This is a genomic window from Archangium violaceum (assembly GCF_016887565.1).
GTDB classification, from domain to species: Bacteria; Myxococcota; Myxococcia; order Myxococcales; family Myxococcaceae; genus Archangium; species Archangium violaceum_B.
In genome coordinates this window covers 1,401,910-1,414,950 of sequence record NZ_CP069396.1, presented here as the reverse complement: position 1 = coordinate 1,414,950, position 13,041 = coordinate 1,401,910, and the positions used below count along the sequence as shown (strand labels likewise).

General features: G+C 67.7%; 8 protein-coding genes. 1 reads left to right on the top strand and 7 read right to left on the bottom strand.

Annotated features, from left to right (window positions below; all coding sequences use genetic code 11):
* Window positions 1-235: 235 nt before the first annotated feature.
* The 4 genes from JRI60_RS06050 to pulA form a co-directional block, all read right to left on the bottom strand.
* Window positions 236-1,267, bottom strand: coding sequence for a histone deacetylase family protein (locus JRI60_RS06050; RefSeq protein WP_204224902.1), 1,032 nt, complete (start codon window positions 1,265-1,267; stop codon window positions 236-238).
* Window positions 1,268-1,355: 88 nt separating this feature from the next.
* Window positions 1,356-2,531, bottom strand: a complete 1,176-nt coding sequence (gene larC / locus JRI60_RS06045) for a nickel pincer cofactor biosynthesis protein LarC (protein WP_204224901.1) — start codon at window positions 2,529-2,531, stop codon at window positions 1,356-1,358.
* A 70-nt stretch (window positions 2,532-2,601) separates the two neighbouring features.
* Window positions 2,602-3,354, bottom strand: coding sequence for a nickel pincer cofactor biosynthesis protein LarB (gene larB, locus JRI60_RS06040; RefSeq protein WP_204224900.1), 753 nt, complete (start codon window positions 3,352-3,354; stop codon window positions 2,602-2,604).
* A gap of 145 nt (window positions 3,355-3,499) precedes the next feature.
* Window positions 3,500-6,946, bottom strand: a complete 3,447-nt coding sequence (gene pulA, locus JRI60_RS06035; protein WP_204224899.1) for a pullulanase-type alpha-1,6-glucosidase — start codon at window positions 6,944-6,946, stop codon at window positions 3,500-3,502.
* Window positions 6,947-7,146: 200 nt separating this feature from the next.
* On the opposite strand from pulA, the gene JRI60_RS06030 reads away from it, so the two are divergent.
* A complete protein-coding gene (locus tag JRI60_RS06030) occupies window positions 7,147-8,808 on the top strand; it encodes an alpha-amylase family glycosyl hydrolase (protein ID WP_204224898.1) in 1,662 nt (553 codons plus the stop codon).
* Here JRI60_RS06030 and JRI60_RS06025 read toward each other — a convergent pair.
* The 3 genes from JRI60_RS06025 to JRI60_RS06015 form a co-directional block, all read right to left on the bottom strand.
* Window positions 8,740-9,771, bottom strand: coding sequence for a glucodextranase DOMON-like domain-containing protein (locus JRI60_RS06025; protein ID WP_204224897.1), 1,032 nt, complete (start codon window positions 9,769-9,771; stop codon window positions 8,740-8,742). The two genes, JRI60_RS06030 and JRI60_RS06025, sit on opposite strands and share 69 nt — an antisense overlap.
* An 86-nt stretch (window positions 9,772-9,857) precedes the next feature.
* Window positions 9,858-12,053, bottom strand: a complete 2,196-nt coding sequence (locus JRI60_RS06020) for a hypothetical protein (protein WP_204224896.1) — start codon at window positions 12,051-12,053, stop codon at window positions 9,858-9,860.
* A 116-nt stretch (window positions 12,054-12,169) separates the two neighbouring features.
* Window positions 12,170-13,009 carry a glucodextranase DOMON-like domain-containing protein gene (locus tag JRI60_RS06015; protein ID WP_204224895.1) on the bottom strand — a complete coding sequence of 280 codons (840 nt, stop codon included), beginning with the start codon at window positions 13,007-13,009 and terminating at the stop codon, window positions 12,170-12,172.
* Window positions 13,010-13,041 lie beyond the last annotated feature (32 nt).

The following is a 13,041-nucleotide window of genomic DNA, read 5'->3' as shown; positions in this document are numbered from 1 at the left end:
TTCATTCATTTCCCCCGTGCGGATGCATTGCAACCACCGCACCACAAAGGGAAACCCCTGAAAGGCCAGTGACACGCCCTCACACTGGGCAAAGCATTCCCCGGAGAGGAACGCGCGAGGCACTCCCAACAGCACGGCATCCGATGAAGGAGATGCACTCCAGGGCAGACCGCCAGGAGCGCGCGTCCAGACGTCGAGGCCGGAGCACGGAGCTGCCCCGGAGGACGAGAAATCCTCAACCCTTACCGAGAAATCCCTCCAACACTCCGGCGACATTCGTACCGATGTCCTCGACGGCGTAGCCGCCTTCCTGCACGAACACCGTCGGCACCTTGAGCCCGGCCAGGCGCTGGCCCATCAACGGGTAGTGGTGGGTGGAGAGCTTGAAGGAGCTGATCGGATCGCCCTCGTAGGTATCGACGCCGAGCGACACCACCAGGGCGTCGGGCGAGAACCCGCCGAGCACATCCATCGCCGCCCCCAGCGCGGCGCTGTACTCCGCCCAGGTGGTGCCGCGCGGCAGCGGGAAGTTGCGGGTGTAGCCCTCGCCCGCGCCGGCCCCGCGCTCGTCGGCATAGCCGAGGAAGTAGGGGTACTCGGTCTCCGGGGTGCCGTGGATGGACACGAACAGCACGTCGGAGCGCTCCCAGAAGATGTCCTGGGTGCCGTTGCCGTGGTGGTAGTCCACGTCGAGCACCGCCACCCGCGCGAAGCCCCTGTCGCGCAGGTGCTGCGCCGCCAGCGCGGCGTTGTTGAGGAAGCAGTAACCGCCGTAGACGGAGTGCCCGGCGTGGTGTCCGGGCGGACGGCACAGGGCGTAGGCGCTCTTGTCACCTTCGGCGACCCACTCGGCGGCGGTCAGGGCACACCGGGCGGCGGCGAAGGCGGCCTCCCAGGTACCCTCGACGATGGGCGTGCTGGCGTCGAAGGCGTAGTAGCCCATCCTGCCGTTGATGCCGGACGGGATGTGGTCACGCCGCAGGGCGCGGGCGGGGAAGCCGCTGGGCAGCATGAAGCCTTCCTTGCCAGCGGCCCGCCACTGCTCATGGGCGGTGCGCAGGAACTCGACGAAGCCGGCGTCGTGGACGCGCAGCAGCGACTCCAGAGGGAACGGGCGCGGCTCGCGCACCTCGAACCCCACGCGCTCCACCGCCTTCAGGATGTAATCCGCGCGCACCGGCATCTCGAAGCACGGCACCAGCTCGCCGCGGTGCAGCTCCTTGCCACCATCGTGACGGGCATGCAGCGGGGAATGAGCGACTTTCACCGGGGAACCTCCACAGGCCGAAGACCGACGGGCTCGTGCGAACTCTGACAAGCACACCGAGGAGAGCGCAAGACCGGGCGCCCCCGGCTCACCGCCCCGAGCCGAGCGCCGCCAGCGCCGCCGCCATCACCTGCTTGAGCGGCACGCCCGCGGCCTCGGCCACCTTGCGGCAGTCCTCGAACTCGGGATGGGCGTTGAGCACCTCGCCGTTGCGCAGGCCGCGCTTCACGCGCACCCGGCCCCACGGCGTCTCCACCTCCACCCAGTCCCGCTCCAGCGCCATCCGCTCCACCGGGTAGGAGCGCACCCCGAGTGTGGTGGACTCGCGCATCAGCGTGTCCACCACCTTCTCCTTCGCGCCTCCGTCCACCAGCACGCTCAGCACGTGCCCCGGCCGCGCCTTCTTCATCGTCGCCGGCACCACCCAGGCATCCAGCGCTCCCTTGCCCAGCAGGTGCTCGAGGAGGTAGCCGAGCAGCTGCGGCGTGCTGTCGTCCAGGTTCGCCTCCAGCACCCAGAGGCCCTCGGTCCGCGCCTCCGCCCGTCCCATGGACGCGCGCAGCACGTTGGGCCTGTCCCGGAAGTCCTTCGTCCCCACGCCGTAGCCGATGCGCTCCACGATGAAGTCCGGCGGCAGCGGCTGGCCGATTCGCGCCAGCACCTTCAGCAGCGCCGCGCCCGTGGGCGTCGTCAGCTCGCCCACGCCCTCGAAGCGCACCGGCACGTCCTTGAGCAGCTCCAGCGTGGCCGGCACGGGGATGGGCATGTTCCCGTGCGCCACCCGGATGGTGCCACTCCCCAGCGGCGGCGGCGCCGCGTACACCTCTGGGTCTCCCAACAGGTCCAACACCACCGCCGCCCCGCAGATGTCCACGATGGAGTCCACCGCGCCCACCTCGTGGAAGTGGATGGCGTCGATGGAGACGCCGTGCACCTTCGCCTCCGCCTCGCCGATGGCGCGGAACACCGCGAGCGCGCGCTCCTTCGCCTTGGGAGAGAGTGTTGGCGCCGCCTCGATGAGCTGGCGGATGTCCGCGTACGCCCGGTGCGGATGGGCCTCGCGCTCGTCCAGCACCACGTCCAGGTGCGTGCCACTGATGGCGTGCCGCACCGCCCGGCTCACCGCCAGCTTCCAGCCCGGCACCTTCAGCCCGCTCAGCGCCTGCGCGATGGCCTCCGGCGACACGCCCAGGTCCACGCCCGCCGCCAGGAACATGTCCCCGGCGATGCCGCCCACCGGCTCCAGGTAGAGAATCTTGCGCACGGTTGGTTCTCCCTCGGGGTCCGACATACCCTCACCCCGTCCCTCTCCCGGAGGGAGAGGGGTGTTTGGCTCAGCGCCGGCCCTTCGTCCGCGAGATCAGCGCCGCGTAGAAACCACCACCGAAGCCGTTGTCGATGTTCATCGTCGCCACGTTGGACGCGCACGAGTTGATCATCGCCAGCAGCGCCGACACGCCACCGAAGTTGGCCCCGTAACCCACCGACGTCGGCACCGCCACCACCGGGATGCCCACCAGCCCGCCCAATGCGCTCGCCAGCGCCCCCTCCATGCCCGCCACCACCACCGCCGCGTGCGCGTCTTGAATCTCCTCGCGCCGCCGCAGCAGCCGGTGGATGCCCGCCACGCCCACGTCGTACACGCGCTTCACCGTGGCCCCCATGGCCTCCGCGGTGACGGCCGCCTCCTCCGCCACGGGGATGTCGCTGGTGCCCGCCGTCACCACCGCCACCGTGCCCGCCTTCGGCTTGCCCTGCCTCAGATGGAAGATGCGCGCCACGTCGTGGTACTGGCCCTTGGGGAAGGCGGCCAGCAGCGCCTCGGCCTTCTCCGGCTGCAACCGCGTCACCAGCACCGTCTGCTTGCGCTCCACCAGCTTGCCTACGATTCCCAGCACCTGCTCCGCCGTCTTCGGCTCTCCCAGCACCACTTCCGGGAAGCCGAAACGCAGGCTGCGGTGGGTGTCCAGGGTGGCATAGCCGAGCTCGGCGAAGGGCAGGTCCTTGAGCCGTCCCACGGCATCATCCACGGAGACCTTGCCGCCCTTCACCTGCTCGAGCAGTCGGGTGAGCGTCTTCTCGTCCATGCACGCTCCTCTACCCCACTGTGCGGGGCGGAGGAATGAGGAGCGTGCGGAACGTGCACCCGCGGACCCGATCGGCCGGTCCGCGGCCGCCCCGGCCGGAAGGTCCCCCCCTCGCGGAGGAGAGGGGACCCTCACGGGAGGACGACTACGCCTGGGCGCGGCGGCGGCGCGCCAGCAGCGCTCCGCCCAGCAGCGTCGCCAGGGCGGCGAAGGTGCCACCGCCCGAGTCGGAGCACCCGCAGCCCTGGGTGTCCGGGGCGTTCACGAAGACGGCGGTCGTCCGCGCCGGCACCGTGAAGGAGCCCGACACCACGTCGTAGTAGGTGTCGTGGACACGCGCGTCACGCGAGGTCCGCTGCACCGGGTGCAGCTGCATCGGCTTGCCCTTGTACGAGGGAATGCCCTGGAGCACCTTCTCGTTGCTGCCGTTGAAGACCACCAACACCCGCGTGTGCCCGTCGGCGGCCTTCTCGTCGGTGATCTCCATCACGATGACGCCGGCGCGCTGACCCGGGCCCGAGTTGTAGAAGCGCACCTTGGACTGGATGTCCTCGGCCGTGCGCTGGCGGAACGCCGCGGTGCTCTTGCGGATGCGCAGCATCTCGTCGAAGTGGTCCAGCGCCGAGACGATGTGCTCCTTGGACGGCTTGAGCGCCGGGTTGGCGAGCAGCGGCCGCATGATGTCCCACTGCCCCTGGTTGTCACCGGCCGGAGGCAGACCCACGCCCCAATTGTTCGACTCGTAGGTGAAGTCGAGCTTGTTGAACCAGTCGCCCGAGTTGAAGCTGTTGCGGTCCAGGGACTTGGAGCGCAGCAGCTCGTCACCGGCGTGGATGAAGGGGATGCCCTGGGCCAGCAGCACCAGGTCCAGCGCGAGGTTCTGCATGCGCACGCGCTCCTCGATGGGGGTCGACGGAGCCGCCTTGAGCTGGATGGCATCGAACAGCGTCTCGTTGTCGTGCGCCGAGACGTAGGTGATGACCTCCTGGGGATCCAGCGTGTAGCCCGCCGGACTGCCGTTGTAGTCCACCTGCGAGCCCTTCACCGTGTTGCCCTCCGCGTCCAGGAGCTCGTAGTCGCGCAGGTTGCCGGCCAGCCCCACGCGGACCAGGTCCGAGTAGTGCAGCAGCTTCTCGCGCTGCTCTTCCGGGGTGCCCTGGTTGGTGCCGTTGGGCTCGCTGAGGAGACCGCTGGCGAAGCCCTGCTCCTGCAGGCCGCTGAACGGACCACCGCCACGCACGGCGTCACGCAGACGGTCACTGAAGGTGCCGATGCCCGTGCCCCCCATGTTCAGCTGCGTGGCGTTCACGCCGCGCGCGTTCTGGGCGACCTCGCCGAAGTCCCAGCCCTCGCCGTAGACGTAGATCCTCGAGCCGTCCACGCCATCCTTCTCCAGGGTGAGCGAGCTCAGGGCCTCGCGGACCTTCACCATGTTGAACTTCATGTGGTGGCCCATGAGGTCGAACCGGAACCCATCCACCTTGTAGGCCCTGGCCCAGGTGACGAGCGAGTCCACCATGAGCTTCTCCATCATGGCGTTCTCGGAGGCGGTGTTCTGGCAGCAGGTGCTGGTCTCGACGTTCCCGTCGAAGTTGAGGCGGTGGTAGTAGCCGGGGACGATGCGGTCGAGCACGGAGCTGGCCGCCTGACCCGAGGCGTTGGTGTGGTTGTAGACCACGTCCATCACCACGCGCAGGCCGGTGTCGGAGAGCCCCTTCACCATCTGGCGGAACTCGAGGATGCGCTGGCTGCCATCGGGCTGGGTGGAGTAGCTGCCCTCGGGCACGGTGTAGTGGTACGGGTCGTAACCCCAGTTGAAGCCGTCCTGGTCGCGCACCGCGCTCACCGCGGCCTGCTGCTGGTCCGAGTCGGGGGGCAGCGAGGCGAGATCCCCCGCCGGCACGACCTGGTCGGCGCGGTTCTCGTTGATGGTGGCGATGTCGAACACGGGCAGCAGGTGCACGTGCGTCAGGCCGGCGCTGGCGAGCCGCGCCAGGTGCTTCATGCCGTTGGAGGTCTTCTCCGCGAAGGCGGCGAAGGTGCCCCGCTTGTCGGCCGGCACGGTGGCGTCGTTGATGCTGAAGTCGCGCACGTGCAGCTCGTAGAGGACGATGTCCTCGGGAGCCTCCAGGTCGGGCTTCTTCAGCGAGTCCCAGTCCGCGGGCTCGAGCGTCGCGTCGGACAGATCGACGAGCTGGCTGCGCTTGCTGTTGGTGGCCAGGCTCAGCGAGTACGGGTCGGTCACCAGGTTCTTCACGACCTTCTGCTCGGAGCGGACATAGACCTCGACCTCGTAGAGGTAGAACTTGTTCTTCCAGCTCGCGTCGCCGGTGACGCTCCAGACGCCGGTGGCCGCGTCGTGCGTCACGTCGAGCACGCTGCTGGCCCCGGTCGCGGTGGAGGTGTCGAACACGTGCAGCCGCACGGACCTGGCGGTGGGAGCCCACAGGCGGAGGGTGGGCACGCCGTCATGCCAGGAGATGCCCAGCGGCCCGTTGTAGGTGTACAGCGCGTCGAGCACGCCCGGAGTCTGCACCGAGGTGGCGTCGAGCAGCTTGCCGGTGGCCGCCGTCACGGAGAGGGCCATCTGGCCCTTGAGGACCTCGGGCACCTTGCCCAGCTCCGCTTCGGCGAGCTTCAGCGCCTTGTAGCTGGCGAGGTGCGGGAACTTCTCCTTGAGCTGCGCGCTCGGACCGGCCGCGTCGACCGTGAGGGAGATGGACTGACCGCCCACGACGCCCGTGGGCTGCAACACCATCGCGCCGGTGGGGTCGTAGTGGAGCTTGTAGCTCGCGTCGGCGGGAACATCCGTCGGGGCCCACAGCAGCGTGTCCCGGGTCACCCAGTACGCGCGAGCCAGACGGATGTCACCGGGGGGCGCGTTCACGACCTTGACGGTCGGAACGTGGGTCTTCGAGTCGAACTTGAAGTCCACGGGGGAGCCGCCTTCCGGAACGGAGAAGCCGATGTCGCCCCCCGTGCCATTCTGACCGTAGCTGGTGTCCCACTTCTCATCGAGGGCCACCTTGAACGCATACGAGCCCGCCGGAAGGTTCGCGGAGAAGGTGTAGATGCCATCTCCGTCGATGTCCTGCAGCCACGAGCGCAGGCACCACGGCTGCCAGTCATCGGGGCACCCCAGCTCGCTCTGGAAGCTGCCGGCGACGGTGGCGATGATGGAGGTCTTGTCGCTGGTGATCCAGTGCGTCTTGGAGTCGTAGAAGAACTTGACCGGAGCATCCGCCCCGAGCGCCAGGTCGATCTCCGGCCCATCGAGGACCGCGCCCTTGCCATAGGTGGAGACGGAGCCAGCGCCGTCATCGGCCGCCGCCCGGAACTTCCACGGGGACGTGGTGGATGCCTTCAGGGGGAACGTGCCCCGCCAGAGCTGGTCTTCCGGATCGAAGGACAGACGCGCCTCGGTGCAAGCCGTATCACCGGCGGTGCAGTTCAGCGCATCCTTCACGGAGCCGACGAGCGAGACACTCGCGGGCTCGGCGGCGAGGGCCGTACCCGACGAGAGAAGGCCAAGCAGGCTGAGCGCCAGTGGCCGGACCCACGTGGTGGGCCTGGAGGAAACCGCGAATCGCATTCAACACACCTTCCTGGGTGCACGATCCGCCCCCTCCCTGGAGACGAGCCAGCCCGCACACCCTTCGAGTCTTGGGGAAGCGCCCCTCGTCCGTCATCCAGGCACGGCCCGAGGGAGCGCGGTGGAGACTAGCAGAGCCTCGGACCGAGCACCCGCAGCCGTTGGCACGGGCGCCAAGACACTGTTAAAGCCTTGCGTCCATGCCGCGCTCCCGCTCTCTCCGCCTCCTCCCCCTGCTCACCTTGACGGCCTGCATCTCGGGTCCAACCACGCCCACGGGGCAGGTGCCGTCGACTCCAGTGGAGATTGCCCCACCCGCGGGCACCGAGTGGTACCGGCACGCCGTCTTCTACGAGGTCTTCGTCCGCAGCTTCCAGGACTCCAACGGCGACGGCAAAGGCGACCTGCCCGGCCTCATCTCACGTCTGGACTACCTCAACGACGGCGACCCGAGCACCACCACGGACCTCGGGGTGGATGCGCTGTGGCTGATGCCCATCTTCGACTCGCCCAGCTACCACGGCTACGACGTGGTGGACTACGAGCGCATCAACCCGGACTACGGCACCCTGGAGGACTTCGAGCGCCTGTGCGCCGAGGCCCACCGCCGGGGCCTGCGCGTCATCCTGGACCTGGTCATCAACCACAGCAGCTCGCAGCACCCGTGGTTCGTCGAGTCCGCCTCCTCGAGCACCTCCGCGAAGCGGGACTGGTACCAGTGGAGGGACAACAACCCGGGCTGGAAGCAGCCCTGGGATGCCTACTCCACCACCCAGACCTGGCACGCGCGCAATGGCGCGTACTACTACGGGGTCTTCTGGGGCGGCATGCCGGACCTGAACTTCAAGACGCCCGCGGTACGCGAGGAGGCCAAACGCATCGCCGCATTCTGGCTGGGCAAGGGGGCGGATGGGTTCAGGCTGGACGCGGCCCGCTACCTCATCGAGACCGGCTCCGGGACCGGACAGGCCGATACGCCGGAGACCCACGCCTTCTGGAAGGAGTTCGCCGCGCACGTGCGCCAGGTGAAGCCGGACGCGGTGCTGGTGGGGGAGAACTGGAGCCCCACCTCCAGCATCGCCACCTACTACGGGTCCACCGACAAGATGCCCGGCGGCGACGAGCTGCCTCTCAACTTCAACTTCCCCCTGGCCGAGCAGATGATCTCCGGCATCCAGCGGGGTAACGCCACCGGCATCGCCGCCAAGCTGGCGGAGATGGCGCGCGTCTACCCCGCGGGCGTGGCGGATGCGCCCTTCCTCACCAACCACGACCATGTGCGGATCGCCACACAACTTGGTGGCGCACGAGGCCAGCTGGTCAACGCGGCATCCCTGCTCCTCACCCTGCCCGGCTCTCCCTTCCTGTACTACGGCGAGGAGGTGGGACTGGCCAACGGCACCACGAACAACGACGAGGCCAAGCGCACTCCCATGCCTTGGGATGCCAGCTCGAGTGGCGGATTCTCCACCAGCGCGCCCTGGTTCTCCTTCGCCCCCGGCCGGGAAAGCGCCAACGTGGCCGCGCAGACGAGCACCTCCAGCTCGCTGCTGTCGCGCTACCGCGACCTCCTCCGCGTCCGCCAGTCCTCGGCTGCCCTGGAGCGAGGAGGCCTCACCCTGTTCACCCCCACCTCGGGTAACTCGCTCACGCTCGCCTTCCTGCGCACGCTGGCGGACGAGCGGGTGCTGGTCGTGCACAACCTGTCCGACAGCTCCGCGACGGCCGGCCCCTTCAACCTCGCGGAGAGCACGGCGGAACCCCTCTTCACCGATTCCGGCGCGACCTATCTCTCAGAGGGCTCCAGTGCCGGGCGTGTCATCCTGCCTGCCAGGAGCACCGGCATCTGGCGCCTGCGGTAACACGGGCGCGGCCGGCACCACCGCGGGCCAGGGCGTCACCCTTGGCCCAAGCACCTCCTCCTGCTGGATGCCCTCGGGCACCATCAGGTCCACCACGGGTGACTGGCGGGAGCCTCCCAGGCGCCCGCCCCCGAAGCGCTCCTGAGACACGCCCGGCCCGATGCCGAGCACCATCAATCCCGCCTCCGTCGTCGGAGCGGTGACTCCCCCGAAGAAGGTGGGCAGTTCCACCCGGCGCTCCAACGTGGCCCCCGTGGCGGCCACCGCGTAGCCCCACGTGGGCAGTGCTTGTCCGCCGAGGAAGCCGTCCGGGACGAAGAAGGACACCGTGTTGCCAGCAATACGGATGCGGGTGGGAAAGAAGACGCCCTCCTCCAACTGGCGCTCCACCTGCGTGTCCAGGACACGCGCGGCCGACTCGCTCAACGAGCCCTCGCGCCGCTGGGCCTCCTCGCGCGCTGCCTGTCCCCACAGCTTGCGCAGGACGTCTCGCGCCTCATGCGGGCGCGGGGTGAGCACGATGGCCTTCTCCCAGGCACTACCCGGTGCGAGTGTGAGGTGGCGACCGGGGAGCGTGTCCGTGCGGCCCGAGCCCTCCGCCCGGTCCGTATCGACGTAGATGTCCAGGTTGAAGGTGTAGAAACCGTAGCGCGCCTGGTTCGACAGCGTGGTGCCCGCGGCATCCACGGTGCGCCCCCGCTGGGGCCGGGGAATGGAGCGAGCGAAGGTGGCCTCGAAGCGCGTCCCGCCACTCTCGGCGAATGCCTCCAGGGACAGCAGGTCCAGCGAGCCGGGCTCGAAGTCCTGGCGCAGGGGATAGCGGAGCTCACCATCACCGTGATCGTCCCCTCGAGGATCCTTCAAGGTGAAGAGCAGCGCTTCGCCACGCGAGCCGCGGTCGTGGCAGGCGCCAACCACCATGGTCAGCAACAGGGACAAGAAGAGACGACGGAGAAGCCCCATGGGCATGAGTCCTCGTAGACGAAAAAAAGCGAGGGCCCGGCGGGCGTCTCCGCGCACCGGGCCCCCCTGAACCGCATGGATGAAGACTAGAACTGCGCCTTCATGAACACCTTGAGGCGCATCTGCTGGAACTTGCGATCCTCCAGGTTGAACCAGTTGTCATACGCGGCGGTGAAACCCTTCGTTCCTTCCGGCACCTTGGCCTTCGCGGCGTTCGTCGCGCTGGCCTGCTGCATCAGGAAGCCATCGCCGTAGTAATCCGGCTTGAAGGTTCCGAAGGCGTACCCGGCCTCGGCGCCGAACTCCACGCCCGCCAGGATGTACTTGGCCCGGAGCGAGAGCTGGTTCTTGTCGTGCTTGCCAGAAGCCATCTGGTGGCTGCTGAAGGCGCGGTAGGCGGTCGTGCCGTCCTTCAGGTCCGCCAGGTACTTGGCATAGCTCAGCGACATGTAGAGGTCGTCGGTGAGCTGATAGCCAGCGCCCAGGTTGAAGGTGGTGTACTTCAGCTCGCGATCATCGTCGTCGATGCTGTCGAACGGCTTGAAGGCGTAGCCCGTCTGGCCGTCCACGGTGACCAGCCCGGGATTCGCGTACGGTTTGATGGTGGCGTAGTCCAGGTCCGCCGTGCTGTTGCCCGGGCTGTACTCGTTGCGAACGTTGGCGCATGGCAGGCCCCCACCCGGGCAGTCGCCCTCCTGGTAGGGGAGGTACTTCTTGTCGTTCATGCGCTTGTCGTTCTCGTAGATGTACTTGACCTTGCCGAACACGTCGATGCCACGGCCGATGTCGAGAACGTAGCGGCCCTTGGCCACGAGGATCTGGGTCTGCTTGTCCTGGAAGGGCTGGTAGGCGCTGCGGTAACCGTGGCCCACGCCCACGTCGCCATCCATGACCGGGTAGCGGTTGTTGAGGGGCTGCGAGTCATCCCCGAAGGCCTGCCAGTTGGTGTTGTAGGTGATGAACGAGTACTCACCCGACAGCTCGAGCGCGCCCGTGCTGAAGACCGGGTTGAAGGTGGCGCCCTTCCAGCCGATGACCGTCTCGGCGAACGGCTCGTCGAAGTCGGTGAACTCGTTGTCCACGTTGACGGTGGCCACCTGCTGGGTCTCACCCGTCCAACCGCCGTAGCCGATGTAGTTGGGGTCACCCCACTGGCCGGAACGATCGTTCGCGGGACCAGGACCGCCGAAGGAGCCGTCGTGCCCCTCGGTGAGGAGCACGTCGGACTCGCGGCGGGACGCCATGACGGACACGTAGTTGGCGCCGATGCTGAACGCCTGCATGTTCAGCGACAGACCGATGTCGAACGGATCGGCGAACGCCACGTCCAGCATCATGGTGTTGTCCGTGAGCCGGCCGCCCGGAATCGGGGAGTAGCGGTCGACGAGCCCCTTGGCCGGGTCCGCGTCCACGTTGGAGTACGAGCGGTAGAACGACCCCTTCACGTCCACCTTGGATGCGAGGTGCAGGCCAGCCTTGAGACCACCCACGCCGTTGCGGTAGCGCGGCATGAGGTCACGGCCGTCATCGGAGTTGAGGTCGGTCGGGTTCACCTCCGAGTCGTTCGTGTACTGGAAGATGGCTCCCAGGTCGAACATGTCGTTGAAGGTGTACTTCGACTGGGCGACGTAGGTGGCGTCCGTGGCGTGGAAGGCGCCGGTGCTGAAGCGCGGGCCGGCCCAGAGGCGCGGCAGCGAGATACCAGCGACATCCCACGTCAGCTTCCGCTCGAGCGCCGAGCCCTGCACGAGCACGCCATAGACGTTGTCCCGGTCGATGTAGCGGATGCGGCCCACGACGAGCGGATCGAACTGACCGAAGTCGTTGGCACCGATGGTCGCGGAGTCGACGAGATAGCCAGGCGTCAGGGTGACGGCCATGCCGCGCAGCTTGATGTACTGGCTGGAACGGTTGTCGAACTCACCGCAGTTACCCGAGGTGCAGTTGTTGTCCGTCTTCCCCCAGCCACCACCGTTGGTCCAGAAGTTCTGGCTGAAGCGACTGTGGATGCGGCCACGAACCTCGACCGCGCTGGACAGCCTGGCGTTGAGCAACAGTTCGAGCTCTGTACCGATACCGTTGTCACCCGCGCTCTCGCCCGGGATGGTGGTGTAGTTGTAGAGCGAGCCCTGCTCACGGGAGCTGCCATACAGCCACTTCGTGTAGGTGGTACCACCAATCTGCAGCTTGGGGGCCTCCTGGGCGAGCGAGGATGCGGCGGGCAGCAGGGTGGCGGCAGCGGTCAGGGCGACTGCGCCCTTCCGCATGGACTTCATCTTCATGGGTGATTCCCCTCTCTTTTGGCCGAACCGGGAAGGGGGACTTCCCGGTCACCGGCGCGGACGGCTCGACACCGCCCGCGCGACCTCCGGCGGAAACTCGAATCAAAGACAGACTACTACTTCTGCTCCTGGGCCGCCGGCGCCTTCACGCCGCCCACCATCGTGAGCGTCGCCGCCTTCTTCGCGGTGCCGTCCTCGGCGCACTCGTAGCTCAGCATATCGTGCTGGGCCTTCACCTCGGAAGCATCGCCCTTGCCCTCGCCCGCGAGCAGGTCCATTACGTGCGGATCACACTCGCCGTCGTTGCCACCACCGAAGCGGTGCTGGCCCTCGTACTCGTTCACCTTGCGGGTCAGCAGATCATTGCCCGCGGGGAAGCCCTCGTTGGACTGCACCAGCACCTGGAAGCGCCACTGCGAGGGGTCCCCCTCAAGGCCCGCCAGGTCGACGGTGGCGTTCACCTTCCGGCCCGAGCCCTTGATGCGGTTGGGAACCAGGACGTTGTCCTTGGCCGCGCCGGCCTTGTTGCCCACCTCGGCCTTCACGCGCGAAGCGCCCTGCGGCGAGATGACGATGACCTTCTCCCAGCCGAACGCGGGGGCGAACTTCACGTTGAGGCCCGGCAGGGAGTCGGTGGAGCCGCTGCCCTCCTTGCCATCCGTGTCGATGAAGATGAAGGCCATCTGCACGGAGAAGCCAGAGCCCGTCTTCCACGCATCCTCCAGGCTGGTGTTGAAGCCCAGGGTGACGTCGGCCTTGGTGCCCTTCTTCTCGAAGGTGAAGTCCGTCAGGTCGAACGAGCCGCGCTTGTACACGGTGTCGGTCGGGTACTTGTAGGTACCGGGACCGTTGTCGTCACCGGTCGGGTCCTTGAAGGACACCTTGTCAGCGGCCAGGGCGGGAGCGCCCAGGAGCGCGGCGGTCAGCGTGAACACGGCGAAACGCGAGGTCTTCATGTTCGACTTCTCCTTGCTGGGAAATGGAGGGG

Coding starts and splice junctions, on each gene's coding strand:
- larB (WP_204224900.1), bottom strand. CDS start 3,354: ATGGACGAGAAGACGCTCACCCGACTGCTCGAGCAGGTGAAGGGCGGC.
- pulA (WP_204224899.1), bottom strand. CDS start 6,946: ATGCGATTCGCGGTTTCCTCCAGGCCCACCACGTGGGTCCGGCCACTG.
- JRI60_RS06030 (WP_204224898.1), top strand. CDS start 7,147: ATGCCGCGCTCCCGCTCTCTCCGCCTCCTCCCCCTGCTCACCTTGACG.
- JRI60_RS06025 (WP_204224897.1), bottom strand. CDS start 9,771: ATGGGGCTTCTCCGTCGTCTCTTCTTGTCCCTGTTGCTGACCATGGTG.
- JRI60_RS06020 (WP_204224896.1), bottom strand. CDS start 12,053: ATGAAGATGAAGTCCATGCGGAAGGGCGCAGTCGCCCTGACCGCTGCC.
- JRI60_RS06015 (WP_204224895.1), bottom strand. CDS start 13,009: ATGAAGACCTCGCGTTTCGCCGTGTTCACGCTGACCGCCGCGCTCCTG.